The sequence below is a fragment of the Caenimonas soli genome (assembly GCF_013155545.1).
In the GTDB taxonomy this organism is placed as follows: domain Bacteria; phylum Pseudomonadota; class Gammaproteobacteria; order Burkholderiales; family Burkholderiaceae_C; genus Ramlibacter; species Ramlibacter soli.
This window is the reverse complement of sequence record NZ_JABJVV010000009.1, coordinates 1-20,345: the sequence shown is the minus strand read 5'-3', so window position 1 is coordinate 20,345 and position 20,345 is coordinate 1. Positions and strand designations below refer to the sequence as shown.

General features: G+C 65.6%; 19 protein-coding genes. 8 read left to right on the top strand and 11 right to left on the bottom strand.

Annotated elements, in window-relative coordinates:
- Positions 1-43: 43 nt before the first annotated feature.
- From HNE04_RS15005 to HNE04_RS14995, 3 genes are read left to right on the top strand one after another with little or no spacing between them, the layout of a single operon-like run.
- Complete coding sequence (locus tag HNE04_RS15005) at positions 44-970, top strand: isocitrate lyase/PEP mutase family protein (protein ID WP_172220509.1); 927 nt, start codon at positions 44-46, stop codon at positions 968-970.
- Positions 967-1,587 carry an isochorismatase family protein gene (locus HNE04_RS15000; RefSeq protein WP_172220506.1) on the top strand — a complete coding sequence of 207 codons (621 nt, stop codon included), beginning with the start codon at positions 967-969 and terminating at the stop codon, positions 1,585-1,587. Before HNE04_RS15005 ends, HNE04_RS15000 begins: the two co-directional genes overlap by 4 nt.
- A gap of 4 nt (positions 1,588-1,591) precedes the next feature.
- Positions 1,592-2,338: a maleate cis-trans isomerase family protein gene (locus tag HNE04_RS14995; RefSeq protein WP_172220503.1), complete on the top strand. Its 747-nt coding sequence runs from the start codon at positions 1,592-1,594 to the stop codon at positions 2,336-2,338.
- Between the two features lie 4 nt (positions 2,339-2,342).
- Here HNE04_RS14995 and HNE04_RS14990 read toward each other — a convergent pair whose 3' ends face one another.
- Positions 2,343-3,242: a LysR family transcriptional regulator gene (locus HNE04_RS14990; RefSeq protein WP_172220500.1), complete on the bottom strand. Its 900-nt coding sequence runs from the start codon at positions 3,240-3,242 to the stop codon at positions 2,343-2,345.
- 125 nt (positions 3,243-3,367) lie between these two features.
- On the opposite strand from HNE04_RS14990, the gene HNE04_RS14985 reads away from it, so the two are divergent.
- Together HNE04_RS14985 and ypfH are read left to right on the top strand one after the other, a co-directional pair.
- Positions 3,368-4,186 (top strand): DODA-type extradiol aromatic ring-opening family dioxygenase, encoded by an 819-nt coding sequence (locus HNE04_RS14985; RefSeq protein ID WP_172220497.1) that lies wholly within the window; start codon positions 3,368-3,370, stop codon positions 4,184-4,186.
- Positions 4,183-4,803, top strand: a complete 621-nt coding sequence (ypfH, locus tag HNE04_RS14980) for an esterase (protein ID WP_172220494.1) — start codon at positions 4,183-4,185, stop codon at positions 4,801-4,803. Before HNE04_RS14985 ends, ypfH begins: the two co-directional genes overlap by 4 nt.
- A gap of 16 nt (positions 4,804-4,819) precedes the next feature.
- Here ypfH and HNE04_RS14975 read toward each other — a convergent pair whose 3' ends face one another.
- Genes HNE04_RS14975 through HNE04_RS14965 form a run of 3 tightly spaced genes read right to left on the bottom strand, consistent with a single transcriptional unit; the run spans position 4,820 to position 7,946 of the window.
- Positions 4,820-5,755, bottom strand: a complete 936-nt coding sequence (locus HNE04_RS14975; RefSeq protein ID WP_172220491.1) for an SDR family NAD(P)-dependent oxidoreductase — start codon at positions 5,753-5,755, stop codon at positions 4,820-4,822.
- Between the two features lie 2 nt (positions 5,756-5,757).
- The gene (locus tag HNE04_RS14970) at positions 5,758-6,735 is read right to left on the bottom strand and encodes a Bug family tripartite tricarboxylate transporter substrate binding protein (protein ID WP_172220488.1); all 978 of its coding nucleotides are present in this window, start codon (positions 6,733-6,735) and stop codon (positions 5,758-5,760) included.
- 32 nt (positions 6,736-6,767) lie between these two features.
- Entirely contained in the window at positions 6,768-7,946 is a 1,179-nt protein-coding gene (locus HNE04_RS14965) for an iron-containing alcohol dehydrogenase (RefSeq protein ID WP_172220485.1), read from the bottom strand.
- 96 nt (positions 7,947-8,042) lie between these two features.
- Here HNE04_RS14965 and HNE04_RS14960 point away from each other — a divergent pair, with 96 nt between their 5' ends.
- Positions 8,043-9,863: an AMP-binding protein gene (locus HNE04_RS14960; RefSeq protein WP_172220482.1), complete on the top strand. Its 1,821-nt coding sequence runs from the start codon at positions 8,043-8,045 to the stop codon at positions 9,861-9,863.
- Between the two features lie 4 nt (positions 9,864-9,867).
- On the opposite strand, the gene HNE04_RS14955 is transcribed toward HNE04_RS14960, so the two are convergent.
- On the bottom strand, positions 9,868-11,082 hold the full coding sequence (locus HNE04_RS14955; RefSeq protein ID WP_172220480.1) for a CaiB/BaiF CoA transferase family protein: 1,215 nt from the start codon (positions 11,080-11,082) through the stop codon (positions 9,868-9,870).
- A 20-nt stretch (positions 11,083-11,102) separates the two neighbouring features.
- Entirely contained in the window at positions 11,103-13,172 is a 2,070-nt protein-coding gene (locus HNE04_RS14950; RefSeq protein ID WP_172220478.1) for a 3-hydroxyacyl-CoA dehydrogenase NAD-binding domain-containing protein, read from the bottom strand.
- 101 nt (positions 13,173-13,273) lie between these two features.
- On the opposite strand from HNE04_RS14950, the gene HNE04_RS14945 reads away from it, so the two are divergent.
- A complete protein-coding gene (locus tag HNE04_RS14945; RefSeq protein ID WP_172220476.1) occupies positions 13,274-13,987 on the top strand; it encodes a TetR/AcrR family transcriptional regulator in 714 nt (237 codons plus the stop codon).
- On the opposite strand, the gene HNE04_RS14940 is transcribed toward HNE04_RS14945, so the two are convergent.
- Genes HNE04_RS14940 through HNE04_RS14920 form a run of 5 tightly spaced genes read right to left on the bottom strand, consistent with a single transcriptional unit; the run spans position 13,975 to position 19,322 of the window.
- Positions 13,975-15,198, bottom strand: coding sequence for an MFS transporter (locus HNE04_RS14940; protein ID WP_172220474.1), 1,224 nt, complete (start codon positions 15,196-15,198; stop codon positions 13,975-13,977). The genes HNE04_RS14945 and HNE04_RS14940 overlap by 13 nt on opposite strands.
- Complete coding sequence (locus HNE04_RS14935; protein WP_172220472.1) at positions 15,195-16,100, bottom strand: SDR family oxidoreductase; 906 nt, start codon at positions 16,098-16,100, stop codon at positions 15,195-15,197. The genes HNE04_RS14940 and HNE04_RS14935 overlap by 4 nt, the downstream gene beginning before the upstream one ends.
- A 19-nt stretch (positions 16,101-16,119) precedes the next feature.
- Positions 16,120-17,034, bottom strand: a complete 915-nt coding sequence (locus tag HNE04_RS14930) for an NAD(P)H-binding protein (RefSeq protein WP_172220470.1) — start codon at positions 17,032-17,034, stop codon at positions 16,120-16,122.
- An 11-nt stretch (positions 17,035-17,045) separates the two neighbouring features.
- Positions 17,046-17,513, bottom strand: a complete 468-nt coding sequence (locus tag HNE04_RS14925; protein ID WP_172220468.1) for a MaoC family dehydratase — start codon at positions 17,511-17,513, stop codon at positions 17,046-17,048.
- 18 nt (positions 17,514-17,531) lie between these two features.
- Positions 17,532-19,322 (bottom strand): AMP-binding protein, encoded by a 1,791-nt coding sequence (locus HNE04_RS14920; RefSeq protein WP_172220466.1) that lies wholly within the window; start codon positions 19,320-19,322, stop codon positions 17,532-17,534.
- A gap of 251 nt (positions 19,323-19,573) precedes the next feature.
- Between HNE04_RS14920 and HNE04_RS14915 the strand changes: the two genes are divergently transcribed.
- On the top strand, positions 19,574-20,345 hold a 772-nt coding region (locus HNE04_RS14915; RefSeq protein ID WP_172220464.1), incomplete at its 3' end, for a Rossmann-fold NAD(P)-binding domain-containing protein.

The following is a 20,345-nucleotide window of genomic DNA, read 5'->3' as shown; positions in this document are numbered from 1 at the left end:
CCCAATTGTGTACAGTTGAAGACTCTTTCCGGCACACCATTCCATGACTTCCAACGAACCCGATCTTTCAAGCGGCTTCACGACGCAAACCGGCGAACAGCGGCGCGCGAAGCTGAGGCAGTCGATCCGCAAGGGGCGGCTCGTCGTCGCGCCGGGTGTGTTTGAAATGATCTCGGCGCGAATCGCCGACCGCATGGGCTTCGAAGCCCTGTACATGACCGGCTACGGCACGGTGGCTTCCTACCTGGGAATGCCCGATGCGGGCATAGCGAGTTACACCGACATGCAGAACCGCGTCTCGCAGTTCACGCGAATCACCAGCACGCCCATGATCTGCGACGGCGACACGGGATACGGCGGGCTGCTGAATGTCATGCATACCGTGCGCGGCTACGAGGCGGCGGGCGCCTCTGCGATCCAGCTGGAAGACCAGGAGTTTCCCAAGAAATGCGGGCACGTGCCCGGCCGCCGCGTCGTGCCCGCTGCCGACATGGCGGCAAAGATCCGGGTGGCCGTGGAAACCCGCAACGACCCCAACTTCCTGATCATCGCGCGGACCGATGCGCGCACGACGCTGGGCGTCGACGAGGCGATGCGCCGGGCCGAGCTTTACGCCCGCGCCGGCGCCGACCTGCTCTTCATCGAGAGTCCGGAGTCGATCGAGGAGATGGAAAAAATAGGCGCCGCCTTCGACTTGCCGCTCGTGGCCAACATGGTAGAGGGCGGGCGGACACCGATCCTTTCGGCCGACGAACTCGCACGCCTGGGCTTTGGTCTGGCCATTTTCCCGGCCACCGCTTTCCTTGGCGCCGCTGCGGCGATGGAGTCCGTCTATGGCACGCTCAAACAGCAGCGATCGAGCGCGGGAATCCAGCAGCCGCTGTATGACTTCGATGCATTCTCCAAGGCCATCGGTTTCGATTGGGTCCAGGAATTCGACCGCGAACACGCAGAGAAAGAACAGTCATGAATCGTGAAGACGTGTACCGCAGGCAGAACTTTGGCAATGCGTCGGGCATCGGGCGACGTTGCGGGCTGGTGCTGGTCGACTTCGTGAATGGTTTTGTGGATGTCGACGAATTCGGCGGGCCGCACATCGAGCAAGCCGTACAGGCCACGGTTCCGTTGCTGGCTGCGTTCCGGGCGGCACGGCTGCCTGTCGCGCACACGCGTGTCGTCTTCGCTGACGACGGCTCGGATGCCAACGTGTTCTGCATGAAGGTGCCCAGCCTCGCCCGGCTCACCGAGACCGCGGCCATCTCGCAGATCGTGCCGCAGCTGCGGCCCGTCGCGGGCGAGCTGGTGCTGCGCAAGACCTCGGCCTCCGCGTTCTTTGCCACCGGCCTCGCGCAGTGGCTCCGGCTGCGCGACGTGGACACGGCCGTGATCGTCGGCTGCACCACCAGCGGATGCGTGCGGGCAACCGTGGTCGATTCGATGCAGTCCAACTTCCGCACCGTGGTGGTCGAGGATTGCGTGGGCGACCGCGCACTGGAGCCGCACGAGGCGAACCTGTTCGACATGCGGCAAAAGTACGCCGACGTGCTCAAGCGGGACGAGCTGCTTTCGCTACTGGCGAAACACTGAAGCCATGGGGCGGCCCCATTCCACCTATGGTCAGCGCGCGAAGCTAGGGCTGATCGTCCCGCCGACCAACACGGTGAACGAAGCGGAGTGGCAAATCCTGCTGCGTGAACTGGCGGGCGTGACACTGCATGTCACCCGCATGAAGCTGCACACGGACACCACCTCGGCCGAGGGCAAGCAGGCCCTGATGGCCGACATCGGCAAAGCGGTGAACGACCTCGCCGCGGCGGGGCCCGACGCGATCGCTTACGGCTGCACGGCAGGATCGATGGTGTCGCCGCTGGACAGCCTCACCGACGCCATGCAGGCGATCGCCAAGTGCCCGTGCGTCGCCACCGCGCCGGCCCTGGTCCACGCGGCGCGCGCGCTGGGCATGAAGCGCGTTGCCGTTGCCACGCCCTATCACGACGCGCTGAACCGCCACGAAGTGGATTACCTGGGCGCGTACGGCATCAAGGTGCTCGACATCCGCGGGCTCGGCATAGGCGCAGGGGGGCCTCACGAGTACGTCAACATTGCGAGAGTCCCTGAGGAGCAGGTGCTGGAACACTGTCTGGCTGCGTGGCGGGACGACGCCGATGGAATGATCATTTCGTGCACGGACCTGCCGACCCTGCGGATCGTCCCGCTGCTCGAAGCCCGCTGGGGAAAGCCCGTCATTTCCAGCAACCTCGCAACGTTCTGGCGGACCCTGCGTGTGGCTGGAATTGCGGACCCGATGGCAGAACGCGGCACGCTACTGCAAGCCTGAAAAATCAAGTCGGCCAGCGCGGCGCCTTGAACGACTCCACCAGAAAATCGATCAGCAGCCGCACCTTCGGCGACACATGCTTGCGGCTCGGGTACACGGCGTAGATGCCCAATTCGAGCGAACGGTACTCGGGCATCAGTTCCACCAATGCGCCGGTCGCCAAGTCGTTGCCGACCAGGAAGGTCGGTTGCAGGATGATGCCCTGATGCTGCAGGGCGCCGGCCCGGCAGGTGTCGCCGCTGTTGGTGCGGATCGCCGGATGGACTTTCACGCTCACGGCGCCGTCCGGTCCTTCGAATGGCCAGTCGTCGCCGCCGGACCAGTAGCTGTAGGCAAGCACCGCATGATCCGCCAGCTCGGACGGATGCTCCGGCCACCCCGCGCGCTTGAGGTATTCGGGCGAAGCGCACAGCACCACGCGAGTCGTCGACAGCTTGCGCGTGATGAGGCTGGAGTCGGCCATCCGGGCGATGCGCACCGCCAGGTCGTAGCCTTCCTCGACCAGGTCCACGACCCGGTCCGCCAATGTCACGTCGAGCGAGACCTTGGGATGACGCTCGCGGAACTGTCCCCAAAGGGACGCCAGGTGCAACACGCCGAAGGTGACCGGCGCATTGATCTTCAACCCGCCGCTGGCCTCGCCGCTGCGTGATGTGATTTCCGCCTCGGCCTCGTCCAGCTCGGCCAGCAGAGTCTTGCAGCGCACGTAGAACACTTCACCTTCTTCGCTCAGCGACAGCTTGCGGGTGGTCCGGTGCAGCAGGCGCACACCCAGGCGCGATTCGAGCTCGCCCACGTAGCGGGACACGGCGGCTTTGGACACGCCCAGGGCGTCGGCGGCGCCCACGAAGCTGCCGGCGTCGGCCACGGCGGCAAAATTGCGCATCTCCTGGAATTTATCCATTTGTCTCGTTTCCCGGAACAGTCAGTCTTATCTTGCCATGTTTATCTTTCCGGGTGGGGCCAATACAGTCTCCTATCAACTCAGGAATCATCATCATGGAAATGCAAACCAAACACGCTGACGCCATGAAACCCACACTGTTCGTTTCGCATGGCGCGCCGACCTATGCGCTCGAGCCCGGCTTAGCCGGCGCGCAGCTGAGCGCGCTCGGCCGCGCTTTGCCCAAGCCCGCCGCGGTGCTGGTGGTGTCGCCGCACTGGATCACTCGCCAGCCGCAAGTGGCCGTCACGGTGAAGCCGGAAACCATCCACGATTTCGGCGGCTTCGATGACGCGCTGTATGACATCAGCTACCCGGCATCCGGCCATCCCGAACTGGCGCGCAAAGCCGTGGCGGTGTTGGGCGCTGCCGGATGGGCCGCCGAGGAAAACAGCCAGCGCGGGCTGGACCATGGTGCCTGGGTGCCGCTGAGTTTTCTCTACCCGAAGGCGGATGTGCCGGTGTTCCAGGTGTCCTTGCCGCACCAGCTCGATGGCGCCGGGGCGCTGGCCTTCGGCGCGGCCCTGGCACCGTTGAAAGACGAGGGCGTGCTGATCGTCGGCTCGGGCAGCCTCACGCACAACCTTTACGAGTTCCGCGGTGGCGCAAAGGACGAAGAGCGATATGTCACCGAGTTTGTCGCCTGGATCCGCGACGCGGTGACCCAGGGCGACGCGCAGCGACTGGCGCAGACGCTGCAGCTCGCGCCGCATGCTGCGCGCGCCCACCCGACGGCGGAGCATTTCCTGCCGCTGCTGGTCGCCGCTGGCGCAGCGGGCTCGCTATTGCCGGCGACCACGCTGGCGGGCGGCACGCGTTACGGCATGCTCTCGATGGAGTCGTACGTCCTTGGCGGCGGGATCGACCTGGGGCTGGTCGAGGCGCCGGTGGGAGCAACCGCATGACCGACGCCATCGTCATCCAGGCACCGAAAGTGCGTGCCTCCCAGTTGATGCTGCTGTTCCACGGCGTCGGCGCGCAGCCGCGCGACCTGCAGCCGTTGGGTCAGCGGGTGGCCCTTGAGTTTCCGGACGCGTACGTGGTCAGCATTCCCGGTGCGCACCGGTCGGACCTTGGTTCCGGGTTCCAGTGGTTTTCGGTCCGTGGTATCACCGAAGCCAATCGGCCGGCGCGGGTTGCCGAGGCGATGCCCGCCTTCCGGGACGCCGTGCGTCGCTGGCAGAAAGAGACCGGCGTCCAGCCGCAGGACACAACGCTCATCGGATTTTCCCAAGGCGCGATCATGGCGCTGGAATCCACCAAGGACGAGCCTGGGCTGGCGGGGCGTGTCGTGGGCATCGCCGGCCGTTTCGCGACCCTTCCGGATGCTGCGCCGGCGGCAACCACCCTGCACCTTGTGCACGGCGAGGCCGATCCGGTCATGGACTACCGGCTGAGCGTGCAGACCGCGGAACGGCTGCGCGGCCTGGGCGGCAACATCACGGTCGATGTGCTGCCGTCTGTCGGCCATGAGATCAACGCACAGGTCGCCGAGACCCTGCTGAGGCGGCTCGGCAGGTAGTGCCAATAGCCCGGGCTTACTCTTTGCTCACGCCGCCGAAACTCTCGGCGTGGGCCTGCGCAAAGCTTCTCAGGCTCATGGCCGGCGTGCCCGTCAACCGTTCAACGTCGTCCGTCAGGCGCTCGTAGCGACCCTCGCGGTTGAGTTGCGCCATGGCCGTCACGTGATCGATCAGATGGCGTGGCAGCTCATATTTGATCAGCTTGTTTTTCCACGATTCCGGGTCGATGTCCCGGTAGACGATGGGGCGCCCCAGAACGGCGGCGAACTCCTTCGCATAAAACTCGAGGTCTTCGCACTGGGGGCCGGTCAGGTTGTAGATGCGGCCGATGTGCGCGACCGGGTCGCTCATGATCGCCGCCACCGTGCGTGCCACGTCGAAAGCCGAGATGGGAGAGGTCTTGCCGCAACCCATGGGCAGGGCGAGCTCGCCGTTGCGCTTGATGCCGGACGCGGCAAAGCGCAGGAAAAATCCCTCCATGAACACCGTCGGCCGGACGTTGACCACCGGCAGGCCGCTCCAGGCCAGCGCCTGTTCCGCCAGCCAGTGCTGCTTGTGCTGCGGGCTGGGCGTCGTGCTCCGGATGTCCATCTGGGTCACCGTCATCTGCGACATGTTGACGAACGCCTTCACCCGATGGTGAAGCGCCACGGCGGCCATGTTGACGGTGGCCTCCAGGTACTGCGGCGAAACCGACATGCCGAAATACACATGGTCGCATCCCTCGACGGCCCGGTGCATGGCTTCCAGATCCGTCAAATCACCTTGGACGACTTCGGCGCCCATGGCGCGCAGGGCCTCCGCGCGTTCATCTTCGCGGCGCACCAGGGCCCGGACGCGCAGCCCGCGCTCGCACAACAGCTGCGTGAGCGTGCGGCCGATGCCGCCGACGTCGCCCGCGGCGCCCGTCACCAGGACCGGTTTCTGATCAGGCTCTTTGTTGCCGCTCATGCCTAGCGCTCCTTGAGGCGATACTTTGCCACCAGATCCCGTTCGACGGGAATGCGCGACACCATGTAGTTGCGGTAGGCGGTCGAATCGGCGTCCCAGGGCTCCTGGCCAACCAGCGCCAACGTCTTGACGAATGCGGCGTCGGAAAGCGACTTGTGGAAGGCATCGTGGAGCGTCTTGGTGAGCGCCGCGCTCATGCCCGCCGGGCCGACGATGCCCCAGGGCACGGAGTCGGTAACGTCATACCCCTGTTCTTTCGCAGTGGGCGCACTCGGCCAGCGCTTGAGCCGGGATTCGCTATACACCGCCAGCAGCCTGAACTTTCCGCTGTCCACGAACGGCGCCCACCCGGAGGTTTCAGATATCGCCTGGACGTGACCGCCGGCCAGCGCGTTGAACACATCGCCCGATCCCTTGTACGGGATGTGCGTGCAAGCTATCCCCGCTGCATCGCACAACCTGAGCATCGCCGTGTGTTGGCCGGTGGCCGCGCCTGCGGTCCCGTAAGCGAACTTGCCCGGGTTTTTCTTCGCATCCGCAACGAACTCCGCGAGATTGCGCCATGGGGCATCCGCTCTCACCGCCAGACCCAACTCGAATCGGGTCACCCCCAGGATGTAGGTGAAGTCCTTGGCCGGGTCGTATCGGGTGGGGACGATAAACGGCTGCCGCAGCAGGGCGATGCCCGTGGCCATCGACAAGGTATAGCCATCCGGGGCGGCTGAGACGATGCTGGCCGGTCCCAGCGTTCCGGCGGCGCCGGCGCGCGTCTCCACGACGACGGGTACGCCGAGTTCCTTGCCGGCGGCCGCTGCCAGAACGCGCAGCTGGACGTCCGCCGTTCCGCCGGCGGTAAAGGGGCAGACCAGGGTGATCGGCTTGGACGGAAAGGCCTGGGCGAAAGCGGGCGCGCCGAATAGGGCGGCGGGCACGGCCCCCAGCATCGCCCTGCGGATTCTGGAAATGGGTTCGTTCATCATTTGTCTCGGTGAGGTTTGTGCCGTCTTGCTTCTCAGGCGCCAAGCTTGAGGAGTTCCATCACGTCGGCGGGCGTACGGATGGAGCGCGGATTGCTGAAGATGAAAAACTCGGTCATCGCGTTGCGGCTGATCAGTTCGAACTGGTCCGGGCCGACGCCAACGTCCGCGAGCCGGGTCGGCAGGCCGAGCGACTTGACGAAATCGCGGAATGCGTCCGAGCCGGACATGCCGGGCCTTCCCAAGGCAATCGCTATCGCCCGCTGTGCTTCGGCGGTTTCAGGCTCGTTGAATTTCAGTACGCCGGGCATCATGGCCGGCGTGCACAGGTAATGCGGCACATCGCACGAGCCGCCCAGGACGTGGCCGACGGCATGGCTGGCGCCCATCGGCACGCGCGATTGCAGGCCGTAGGAGCACAGCCAGGACGCGATCTGGCATTCACGCCGCACTTCGACGTCTTGCGGGTTCGACTTGCTGCGCGGCAGGGCCAAAGCCATGCGGCGGATCCCTTCGAGCACCACGGCGTCCACCAGCGGATTGCCGGCTTTGGAGCAAAGCGCCTCGATGGCATGGTCCATCGCCCGCGTTCCGGAACCGATCCATAGCGTCTCGGGCGCGAGCAGGCCCAGCTCGGGATCGAGCACGATCGCCAGGGGCATCATCTCGCGGTGGAAAAACGTCTGCTTGAGCTTGCGGCGCGTGTCGGTGACCAGGCAGCCGGCGTTGTATTCGCCGCCCGACAGCGTACTGGGGACGACGATCATCCGCACCGACGGCCCGCGAAATTCCGGGCGTACGGGGCGACCGTCCGGGCCGGGCTTGGTTTCGAACGGGTCCAGCCCTTCCAGCCCAGGATCGGTGATGCCGTGTTCCATGCACAGGGTCATGATCTTTCCAGCGTCAACCACCGAACCGCCGCCGACGGCAACCAGCAGGTCCGCCTTCACTTCGAGCGCGGCCTTGGTGGCCTGCGCCACCACCTCGCGCGAGGTGTGTTGCGGGATGCCGTCGAAGACACCCGCGACACGATCGCCCAGCGCCGCGCGCAGCTTGGCGATCTCCTGGGTTTTCGTGTTGAGCGTGCGGCTGACCACGAGGAAGACGCGCTTGGCGCCGAGCCGTTCGGCTTCGGCGGCCACGGCCTTGGCCGCCGGTTTGCCGAAGATCACGCGATCCATGGCCGGGAAGAGGTGGGTGCCGCTCGTGCGCATATGCAGGTCTCCTGTTTGAACCGTAAAAATGCCAGAATAGCTTGCCAACTTAACGCTGTCAAGTTAGAGTGCGTCGTGAAGGAAAAAGGATTTGCCATGCTGACCACGAGTTCACCGGTGCGCTTCGCCACCCCTACCTTGAAAGTCGACAGGAAGAAGGACGGCACCCTGCTGATGCGGTCCATGCTCCCGCTGGCCGACCGGCCCGCGACGCTGATGGCCTGGCTGCAGCGCTGGGCGCGCGAAAGGCCGGGGCAGACCGTGCTGGCGCAGCGCGATCCCGCCGGGAAGTGGCAGACGATCGACTACGCGACGGCCCTGTCGCAGGTCCGCAGCCTCGCCACGGCTCTGCTGCGCGCGGGCGCCACTCAGCAGCGGCCGCTGATGGTGCTGTCGGAGAATTCGATCGAGCAGGCGCTTCTCACCTGGGCGGCGCACTATGCGGGCGTCCCCGTCGCGCCCGTGTCACCCGCCTATTCGCTGGCGAACGGATCGCTGGGCCGGCTTGCGGCAATCGTGGAACTTGTCAAACCGGGCGTGGTGTTCGCGCAGGATGGCAAACGCTTTGCCAGGGCGCTGGCGGTGGCGGGAGTGTCTGCCAGCCACCAGCTGGCAGTGGACAATGTGCCGGAAGGGGCGGCGCGTTTTGCCGAGTGGGCGGAATGCGACGCCAGCGCGGAAGTGGATGGCGCACAAGCCGCGATCCAGGGCGACTTGCCCGCCAAATACATGTTCACCTCCGGCTCGACGGGGATGCCGAAAGCCGTCGTCATCACGCATGCCATGTTGATGGCCGCCCTGGAAACGACTGCGCAGATCGTGCTCGACCGGCCCGAGCGACCCATGGTCCAGGTCGACTGGTTGCCCTGGCACCACGTGATGGGCGGCAATGTCGTGCTGGGCCGGCTGCTGCGCTTCGGCGGCACGCTCTATATCGATGACGGGCGGCCTGTGCCGGGCCGCTTCGCCCAAACCCTGGCCAACCTGCGGGAGATCGGGCCTTCCTATTATTTCAACGTCCCGACCGGCTACGCGATGCTTGCAGCCGAACTGGAGCGCGACGAAAGCTTCGCCAGGCACTTTCTGGAAAATCTCGAGTTCGCGTATTTCGCCGGCGCCAGCCTGCCCCAGGAGATGCACGATCGGCTCCAGGCCGTGGCCGAGCGCACGGTGGGAAGGCGCTTCGTCATCGGCACGGCCTACGGGTCGACGGAAACCACGGCGGCCGTGATGATGCGCACCTGGGAGTCGAAGAACAGCGCCTGCATCGGGCTGCCATTGCCCGGCTGCGAGCTCAAGCTCATTCCCGACCAGAACCTGCCGGGACGCTTCGAGTTGCGCGCCCGCGGCCCGAACATATTCCGCCGCTACCTGGGCAATGAAAGCGTTTCACCGGAGCGCGACGACGAAGACTTCTACAAGCTGGGCGACGCGGTGCGTTTCGTCGATCCCGCCAGACCCTCCGAGGGGCTGCTCTTCGCGGGCCGTTTCTCCGAGGACTTCAAGCTGGCCAACGGCACCTGGGTCAGGACGGCGGCATTGCGTCAAGCTGTGCTCACTGCCTGCGCGCCCCTACTGCGGGAAGTGGTCATCTTCGGCGAGGGCAAGGAATGTGTCGTTGCGCTGGCCTGGGCCGACGCGGACGCGTGCCGACTGGCGCTTGGCCTGGATGGTCCGGTCGATGATTCTTCGCTGGCGTCGAATGCCGCGCTGCGGGACACGCTGGCCAAGCGGCTGGCGAGCTTGAATCGCGATGTGACCGGGGCTTCGATGCGGGTCGAGCGCATCGGCCTGGAGAGCGTTCCCTTGTCGGCCGAGGCCTATGAACTGACCGACAAAGGCAGCATCAACGCGCGCGCCGTGGGCGAACGCAGGGCTTCCGCCATCGACGCCCTCTACCGGTCAGCTCAGGCGTAGCGCCCTAAGCCTGGCGCGTTGCGCCGGTCGCCAGCATCTCTTCGATCTGGCGCTGGGCGACGCCGGCGCGCTTGAGCTCTTCCACGCTGTGCTCCCCCAGCCGCGGCGCAGGCAGAAGCTGTGCCGGTGCGGCTTGCGACCACGAGGTAGGCGAACCGAGCGTGCGCACGCGGCCCTCGCTGGGGTGCTGTTCCTCACCGATCAGGCCGGTGGCGCGCAGATGCGGATCGGCAATCAGATCGTCCAGTGAACTCGGTATCTGGTTCGGAATGTCCAGCTTCTCCAGCAGTTCCACCCATTCCCGCGTACTGCGTGTCTTCATGACCTCGCCGACAAAACCATAGACCTCGTGGATGTGGCGGGATCTGCTGGACTGGCTGGAGAACCTCGGGTCCCGGAAAAGCTCCGGTTGCCCGATGGCCTCCAGAAAGCGCCGCCACTGCTTGTCGTTGTAGATCAGGACGCACAGGTAGCCGTCCGCGGTGGGATAGGGCCGGCGGTTCTGGGAGATCAAGCGGTCGTACCCGGCCGGCCCCAGCGCGGGCTGGTAGGTCTCGCCCGCAAGGTGATCCGCCAGCACGAAATGGGCGACGCTTTCGAACATGGGCACCTCGACCTGCATTCCCTTGCCGCTGCGCTCGCGGGCATACAGAGCCGCCGAAACCGCATAGACCACGTGCAGGCCGGTCACCCGATCGGCGAGGGACAGCGGCGCGTAGAGTGGCTCGCCGCCGGTGTGTTTCTGCATCAACCAAGGCACGCCCGTCGCGCCCTGAATAAGGTCGTCGTAGGCGGGCTTGTCCGCATAGGGTCCTCGGGAGCCGTAGCCGGAGGCGGTCACCTGAATCAGCCGATCATTCACGGCCGCCAGCTCTTCGGCGCCCAGTCCCAGCCGCTTCATGGCCGCGGGGCGCACATTGCAGATGAATACGTCGGCCTCGCGCACCAGCTGCAGCAACGCTTCCCGCGCCGAGGGCTGCTTGAGGTCGAGCACCACGCTCTTCTTGCCGCGGTTGCCGTGCAGGAACACATGGCCCATGTCCTCGTGCTTCATGACACCGGCATTGCGCACGTTGTCACCCTCGGGCGCTTCGATCTTGATGACTTCGGCACCCAGGCCCGCGAGGGTCAGGCTGGCCAATGGCCCCAGGACGATGGTGCTCAGATCGATGATCCTGACGCCGCTAAGCGGCAGGGATTGATTCTCTTGATGCGACATAGCAGCGGCACTTCCAGGCGTTATGGCTGCGCCGCCAACCGGCGCAGGTAGGGGGAGATGGACCATTGTCCGCCCTGGTAGCCGCGACCGAAACCCTCCATGCGCTCCACCACCCGCGGCAGCCCGACGGCATCGGCATTGAACTGCGGCCCGCCTTTGGAGGCGGGGAAGCCGTAGCCCGTGATCCAGACGATGTCGATGTCCGAGGCGCGCAGTGCGATGCCCGCCTCCAGAATCGCCGCGCCCTCGTTGGCCAGCGCAAAAGTCAGGCGTTCGACGATTTCGGCGGACGAGATAGCCCTTTGTGGGACGCCGATGGCAGCACGGTGCTCCGCCAGAAGCCGATCCACTTCGGGATCGTGCAGCCGCTTGCGGCTTCCCGCCTCATAGCGGTACCAGCCCTTGCCCGTCTTCTGGCCCAGGCGCCCGGCCTCGCAGATCTTGTCCGCAATCGCGGAGTAGACCATCGTCGATCCTTCCTCCCGCCGCCGCTTGCGGACGGACCAGCCGATGTCCAGCCCGGCCAGGTCGCCCACGGCGAATGGTCCCATCGCCATTCCCCAGGCTTCCATGGCTTCGTCCACCTGTTGCGGCGTGCAGCCTTCGTCGAGCAGGAACAGGGCCTGCTGCAGGTATTTCTGCAGCATGCGGTTGCCGATGAAGCCGTCGCACACGCCGGAGACCACGGCGACCTTGCCCAGGCGTCGCCCCAATTGCATCGACGTGCTCAGCACGTCGTCGGCCGTGCGTTTGCAGCGCACGACTTCGAGCAGGCGCATCACCTGTGCCGGTGAGAAAAAGTGCAGGCCGATGACATCTTGCGGCCTGGACGTGACTTCGGCGATGCGGTCGACGTCCAGCGTGGAGGTGTTCGTGGCCAGCAGGGTGCCCGGCTTGGCCAGGGCGTCGAGCTTGCGGAAGATGTCCTGCTTCACGTCCATGCGTTCGAACGCCGCCTCGATGATGAGGTCCGCCGTCGCCACGGCCGCGATGTCGGTGGTGGGCTTCACGAGCGCCAGCCGGGCCTCCAGCTCGGCCTGCGTCAGCCGCCCTTTGGTGAACTCGGCGTCGTAGTACTTGCGAACGGCGCCCATGCCGCGTTCGAGTGAACCGGCGTCGGTGTCGATCAGGGTGACGGGCAGGCCGGCGTTGGCGAGGCACATGGCGATGCCGCTTCCCATGGTGCCGGCGCCGATCACGGCACTTTCGTTCAAGGGCCTGCCGGCCGTGGTCAGGCCCGGTACCTTGCGGCTTTCCCGTTCCGCAAAAAATGCGTGGCTCAATGCCTTGAACTCGGGGCCGGCGAGCAGTTGCAGGAATCGCTCCCGTTCGAATGCCAAGCCCTGGTCGAACGGCAGCCGCATCGCGGCCTCGCAGCAAGCCACTACGTCGAGTGCGCCGCGCGACCCCCGCGGCCCGCTGAACTTTCGCTTCGTGACCTCGAGCAACTCTGTCGTCCCGGGGGCTGAGCGAACCGGCAGCGCGCTGACCTTGCGCAATCCATTCGGCGCCTCCACCATGCTCTTCGCCAGCGCAATGGCCCGCCCGAAAAGGTCGTCGTCGACGAGCTCACTGACGAGCCCGTGGGTCCACGCCGCATCCGCGTCCATGGGCTTGCCGGTGGTCATCATCTCGACCGCGACCTCCATCGGCACCAGGCGCGGCAAACGCTGCGTCCCGCCGGACCCCGGCATCAGGCCGAGTTTGACCTCCGGCAATCCCAGCGTCGCACCCCGCAGCCCGATCCGCCAGTGACAGGCCATTGCAAGTTCCAGCCCCCCGCCAAAGGCAAAGCCGGCGATCGCCGCGACCATCGGCTTGGGACATTTGTCTTGAAGCTGGTTGAGCTCCGGCAGTGTCGGTGACTGTCGTTGCAGCGGGGTGTTGAACTCGCGGACTTCAGCGCCGCCACAGAAGACATCGCGCGCTCCTGTCAGCACCACCGCCGACACGCCGGGGTCGGCGACCGCGCGTTCGATGCCTGCGGCAATGCCGGCGCGGACCGCCGCGGAGATGCTGTTCACGGGTCCGTTGTCGATGGTCAGGACAGCGACACCATCGGTCACTTGGTAATGTACGGGTGTGGTCATGAAGCAATATTAACACCGTTAATACAAACTGCAAATAGTTGGGAAAAAGACCCACCACTGGTTAAAATTGCTCAACAAGCAAAGCGACAGAAAGACCCTGCATGCCCCGTTTATCGACTGAGTCAGCAGCTGCGGCCAAGGTGGTGAAGCGGCCCAAGCGCGTCCATGCGGCCCGGCCAGCGGCGCAGGCTGAGCCGCCTCGCTACCACCACGGCAACCTGCGGGAGGAGCTCGTGCGTTGCGGAAAGGCGATGCTCGAGAAGGTGAGCCTCGCGGATCTGAGCCTGCGGCAGATCGCGGCCGAGGTCGGCGTGTCGCAAGTGGCGCCCAAGCACCATTTCGGCAACAAGGAAGGCTTGCTCGCGGCGATCGCCGCCAGCGGCTTTCGCGACCTGACGGAATTCCGGTTCTCCCGCCTCAAGCCCCAGATGAACGCGGAGCAGCGGTTCCGGATGCTGCTGTCCTCGTATGTGATCTTCGCGACGATGTACCCGGCGCTTTTTCACCTGATGTTCGCCCCACAGTTCAAGACTCCCGAATTGCATGCGGAGCTGAACGAAGCGGCAAGCCACTCGTATCAGATCCTGTCGCGGGCGGCGGCCGAATACTTCGCCGAGATCGGCGGCGCTGGCGGCGGCTTGAGTCCCGACGAGGCCGCGCGAATCGCCTGGATGAGCATGCACGGCGTAGCCACGCTGCTCATCGAGCATCGCATCAACCCGCTGGGGGCCGCCAAGACCAACCGCGACCAGCTGATCAACCGCACGCTCGACGTCGTGTTTTCCGGCCTGCGTTCCCTGCGTCAGGAGCGCTGAGCGCCGAGATTCGCGCCTGGCGCGCGCTGCATCCAGGCCACGAAGCCCAGCGAAGCCAGGCTCAGCACGGCGAGCGCGGCGCCGGCGGGGCCCAGCCAGTGAGGGTCCGAAATTTTGAGTACCTGTCCTGCCAGGCTGGCGCCCAGTGACGATCCCACGTAGATACCCGCCGAGTGCAGCGACAGCAGGACGGAGGCGCGCTGCGGGTCGAGTTGCGCCAAACGGGCTTGCTGCGGGACATGCACCGACCAGCCGAACAGGCTCCACAGGATCAGCAGCGGCAGCGTTGCGAGGAGGGGCAGGTCGGTGAGCGTCAGGACCGGCAGCACGCAGATCATCACCGCGCACAGCAAGACCAGTGTCCGCGCCGCACCGAGCCGGTCCGTCAAGGCGCCGCCGGTGGCATTGCCCACCACGGCGGCGGCGCCATAGATCATCAGCACGCCGGCGACCTCACTGCTGCTCAGATGGAAGCGACCGGCGAGAAACGGCGCCAGGTAGGTGAGCAGGGTGAAGTTGCAACCGATGAACAGCACGATGAAGCTCACCGCGAGCATCGACCGCGGCTGGCGAAGCACCCTGCCGAGCACGGACAGGCTCGCCGTCTCGACGCGGATGTTGGAGGGCACCAGAACGAGTGCGCCCAGCAGTGTGATCGCGGAGATAAGAAACACAAACCCGAATGTGGCCCGCCACGACAGGATGCCGCCCAGCCATGCGCCGGCGGGAACGCCAAGCGCCTGCGCCAACGCCAGGCCGGCGAACACCGTCGCCAGGACCCGTCCGCGCTCCGCGGGCGCCGAGGTGGCGACGCCAATCGCCGCAGCCACCGGCGTGATGAGCCCGCCACCGACAGCCATCAGGGCTCGCGCGAGCAGCAGGATGGAAAAGCTCGGTGCGATAGCAGCGAGGCCCGCGCCCGCGGTCAGGAGGCTGAGGCCCGCGATCAGCACATGCCTGCGATCCAGCGCCCCCAGCCCGGACACCAGCAAGGGCGAGGAGATTGCGTAAACGATCGCATAGAGCGATACCAGCAGGCCAGCCTCGTGCAGGGGGACTGACATCCCTTGCGAGACGGTCGCGACGATGCCGATCACGCTGAAGGCGCCCAGGCCTTGTGCAAAGTTCGTCGCCGAGAGCAGCAGGTGCAACTGCCGCGGCGTGGTGCTGCGCCGCGGCGTGGTGCTGCGCCGCGGCGCTGTGCCAGTCATGAGGCGCGCTGCGCCTTGTCTTTGGCGTCCTGGGCGCGAATCGAGTCGCGCACACGCGTCCAGTCCTCGTCGCCGTACGAACGGTAGTTGTAGAAGTTGCCGCCGGTGGCCAGCGAATTCCCGCCGTCGATCGTGAGAATCTGGCCCGTCAGCCAGTCCGCACCCTCGGCGATCAGGAAGGCAGAGAGGTTCTGCAATTCCGGCATGCGGCCGACGCGCTGCATCGGATTGGCTTCCTCTCGCCCGGTGGTCTTTTGTCCGGGCGACAGGCGTGCGTTCATGCCTTCGGTGGGAAACTCGCCCGGCGCGATGGCGTTCAGGCGGATTCCCCAGCGACCCCATTCGACAGCGAGGGACTTAGTCATGTTGGCGATCGCGGACTTGGCCATCGCGGAAGGCACGACGAAGGGCCCGCCATTGAACACCCAGGTGACCAGGATGGAAACCACGCTGCGCGTGGGCGGCTGCCCGCCTTCCTTGCGGATGCGCTGGGCTTCGGCGACCCAGCGGCGGCCGACGCTGTGGGTCACGTAGAACGTGCCGTGCATGACCGTATTGGCGATCGCGTCGAAGCCCCTGTGCGACAGGTCTTCGGTGCGGCTGATGAAGTTTCCCGCGGCATTGTTCATGAGCCCGTCCAGCGGGCCGCCGTCGTCCCAGATCGACTGGATGTAGCTGTCCACGTGATCGGCGTTGCGGATATCGAGCACATCCGCCCGGACGCGAACGCCGTGCTTCTCGGAAATTTCGCGAGCGGTAGCCTCGACGACGTCCTTCCGGCGCCCGCAGATGTAGAGATCGGCGCCGAGCTCGGCGTATTTCAGAGCCATTTCGCGGCCGAGGCCAGATCCGCCCCCGGTTACGAGAATTCGCTTTCCCTTGAGCAATCCATCTTTCAACATTTTCAGACTCCGTAATCGGCTAGGGGGTGGCAACACAAAAATCAGACGCGTGGCGGCTGACGAATTCTTCGACGGACATGGGCGGTGAGCCGGTCAGGCGCTCGACCAGGTCGGTGTACCGGTCGTATCGGTTCTGGCGATGCAGGCCGGCCATCGCGATCAGGTGCGCCGCCAGGTGTGGCGACGAAGCACCGGCGGCAAGCTTCTGCTCCCAGGGTTCCGGCGGCACGTCCACATACTTGATCTCCCTGCCCAGCGCGCGGGAGTACTGCGCTGCCACTTCGTCCAGGGCCTCGGAGCGGGGGCCGGTCAGGTCGTAGGCCCTGCCTATATGCGGCGCCGGTTCGGCCAGTATCTCGGTCACTACACGGGCGACGTCCCAAGCCGCGATGGGGGAGGTCTTGCCGGGACCGAAGGGCAGCATCAGCTTGTCCTCGTTGCGCACGCCGGGAACGGCGAAACGCAGGAAGAAAACGTCCATGAAAGCAGTAGGGCGCAGATTGACAACCGGAAGCCCACTCCAGGCGAGCATCTGCTCGGCGAGCCAGTGGTGCTTGTGCTGGGGGCTGGGCGTGGTGCTGGTGATACTCATCTGCGAGACGGTCATCTGCGACATGTTGACGAACGCCTCCACCTCGTGATGGCGGGCGACAGCCGCCGCGTTCGCGGTGGCTTCCAGGTAGGTCGGCCCCACCGACATGGCGAAGTAGATGCGCCGGCAGCCTTCGATCGCCTGGTGCATGGCATGAAGGTCGAGCAGGTCGCCGACCACGATTTGCGCGCCGAGGTCCTTGAGGCGCTGCGACCGTTCGTCTTCCTTGCGCACCATGGCGCGGACCTTGAGCCCGCGGCGCAGCAGCATTTCGGTGACGGCCGGTCCGATCGAGCCTACCCTGCCGGCAGCGCCGGTGACGAGGATGGGATGACTGTGCATGGCGGGTCCCTTCAGTCGGGGCGCACCGGGATCTTGCCCAGCGCCGTCATCTGCAACACCGTCTTGCCGTCCTGGTTGCGCATAGTCATCAACGTCTTGACCGTGCCGCGTCCCTTCGGCTTGGGTGGCGGAATAATTTCGGTGATGGTCCGCTCGAGTGTCAGCACGTCCCCGGGGCGGACCGGATGAAGCCAACGCAACTCGTCGACGCCCGCGCCGACGATGGGTGTGCCGCCAAAGCTGCGCGACTGGACGCTCAATCTCATCGCCAGTGCGGCGATGTGCCACCCACTGGCAATCAGGCCACCGAAGGGTCCGTCTGCTGCCAGCGCCTTGTCGGTGTGCATGGGTTGCGGGTCGTACGCCTGCCCGAATTCAATGATGTCCTGCTCGGAAATGGCGATGGGCGAATTGACCCATCGTTCACCGACCTGCAGGTCTGCCAGATAGCGGTTCGCGGTGTTTGCCGTTGCATTCATTTGAGAAACTATACGCTGTTAAGATGGAGACGTCAAGACGATATCTCGGGCACTTGCCGCAATGTCGCGCCCGGCCGGTTCGGCGTACAGCAGCTCGACCGCCGATGCCCGCCGTTCCAGCACGCGCCGCTGGTTCAGGTAGCCCTTGTCAGTGATCTCGAAGTGCTCTGGACTGGGGGAATCCGCCAGGAAAGAGGCGCGTTGAACGCAATGGCTCGACCCCTTCGCACCGCTGTTCAGCTGGGTCAGCAGGTGGCCGATCCGTGCGACCAGCGGCAGGTGTTTTGTCAATGCTTCGCGCGGTAAGGCCGCGGCGTCGGGGAAGGCGGCTCTGCAGGCCGACTCATTCATGAAGAGCAATGCAGCCACGCAGTCGCGGCCATGTCCTGCGATAGCGGCGTCGCTCACCAGCGGAGCGAGCGCAGCGATCAGGCGCAGCCTCAGGGCTCCGACGTTCACCCAGGTTCCGGATGTCAGCTTGAAGTCTTCCGAGATCCGGCCGGCGAATGCCAGCCCCTTCAACGGATCGGTTTCGTCGACCCAGCTAACTGCGTCGCCTGTGCAATAGAACCCCTCTTCGTCGACCGCCGAGGCGCACGAAGCGCCCGCATCGAGGTAGACGCCGCGCACGCTCTCACCTGCCAGCCGTAGTTCGTAACGATCTTCAGCAGGTACCAGCTTGGCGGCCACGCCGGGGGCGGGCAAGCCCAAGGCGCCGGCACTGGGCATGCCGGGCCCGGTGCTGAGGCCGGGTCCGCTTGTTTCGGTGGCGCCATATCCAGAGGTGATAGGGATACGGTTACCGGTGTAGCGAAGCGCAAGCCTGTCCAGCCGCTCGGCGACATCTGCGCCGATTTGCGCGCCGCCGTACGAAAGATACTCGAGGCGGCTGAAGAACTTTGCGGCCAGCTCCGCGTCCTGCTCGAGCGCGGGCAGCAGCATCGAATACCCCAGCGGGACATTGAAATAGAACGTGGGCGCGATCTCCCGCAGATTCTTGAGTGTTTGATCGAAGCGGCCCGGCACGGGTTTTCCGGCGTCCAGCCAAGCGCTGCCGCCGAAGCGCAGCAGGCGGTGCAGGTTGATGTTGCCGCCCATGACGTGATGCCAAGGCAGCCATTCCAGGTAGGTCTGAGGCTCTCGCGGGATGTCCACCAGGTTAGATGCCGAAGTGGCCTGGGCGCTTGCCAGCATGGCGTGGGTCATGGGCACGCCCTTGGGCAGGCCGGTCGATCCGGAGGTGAACATCACCTTGGCCAACCGGTCGCCGCGCGCCTCCTGGTGCGCGGCCGCCAGCGCCGCCGGATTCAGGGGCGCATCTTCGTTGCACCAGCGGTCGATATCACTGGCGCTATAGCACGAGGCCAACGGTATCCGCAGGGCCTGGAGCGCCAAGGTGTAGGGGCCGGCGTCTTCGCAATAGAACATCTGCGGGCGCAGTGCGTCGAGCACCGTCTTCAGGCGCCCGAACTCCTTGCTCACTCCATAGGCGGGCGAGACCGGGGCGATAGCCATCCCGACATACATCGCGGCAAAGGTGAGCAGGGCCTGGCGGACGGAATTGCCGGTGAGAATCGCGACGACGGGCCGGGTTTCCGGGCCTTTGTATCCCAGCAGTGCCGTGCCAATCTGTTGGACGTTCCGCCACGCCTGGCTGTATGTCACCGTCTTCCATTCCCCGCCGCGCTCGCGCTCAGCCAGGAAAATCCGATCTGGATGGGTCGCGGCCCAGACTGGCAACCAGTCGACCACGTTCGCAACTTGGCGCGTGACCGGGGCGTCGGCAGCCGCTTCTCCTGGCTCGAGCATGCCGTCGTGCTCCGGCCAGCGCAAGAGCCAGGAACCGTCCCGGGCCTTGATGCGCCGAACCTCGCTTTGTCTCAGCCTCGATCCTCCACGTCCGTTGGATGGTGGGATTTCCGGCGGGGTGGCTGTAGAGATAGGCATGGGAACATCAACTTAACGGTGTTATGATAGACTACCGCCGCAATGATGGAAAGTCAACCGATAAAGGAGAAGAGCTTGAGCAAAGCGCCGTTTTCATTTCGAGGAGAGCCTGGATGTTGATTGGCGTTCCCGCCGAAACCACGGCGGGTGAAACCCGTGTTGCCGTCACCCCCGAGACGGCCAAGAAATTGAAGGCGCAGGGCCACACCTTGCGGGTCCAGTCGGGCGCGGGCCTTTCGGCCAGCATCACCGACGAGGCCTTCCAGGCGGCCGGCTGCGAGATCACCGACGCGGCCGGCGCCTTCGGCTGCGAGCTGGTGCTCAAAGTGCGCAATGCCGCGGACGGCGAAGTCGCGCTGATGAAGCCGGCCACCACCGTGGTGGGCATGCTCAATCCCTTCGACGCCGAGGGCCTGCAGCGCCTGGCCGGGGCCGGCCTGACCGGCTTCGCGCTGGAGGCGGCCCCGCGCACCACCCGCGCCCAGAGCATGGACGTGCTGTCCTCGCAGGCCAACATCGCCGGCTACAAGGCCGTGATGATCGCCTCCAACCTCTACCAGCGCTTCTTTCCGATGCTGATGACGGCCGCCGGCACGGTGAAAGCCGCCCGCGTGGTGATCCTGGGCGTGGGCGTGGCCGGCCTGCAGGCCATCGCCACCGCCAAGCGCCTGGGCGCCGTGATCGAGGCCTCGGACGTGCGTCCTTCGGTCAAAGAGCAGGTCGAATCCTTGGGCGCCAAGTTCATCGACGTGCCCTACGAGACCCAGGAAGAAAAGGAAGCCGCCGAAGGCGTGGGCGGCTACGCCCGGCCCATGCCGCAAAGCTGGCTGGACCGCCAAAAGGCCGAGGTCGCCAAGCGGGTGGCCCAGGCCGACGTGGTCATCA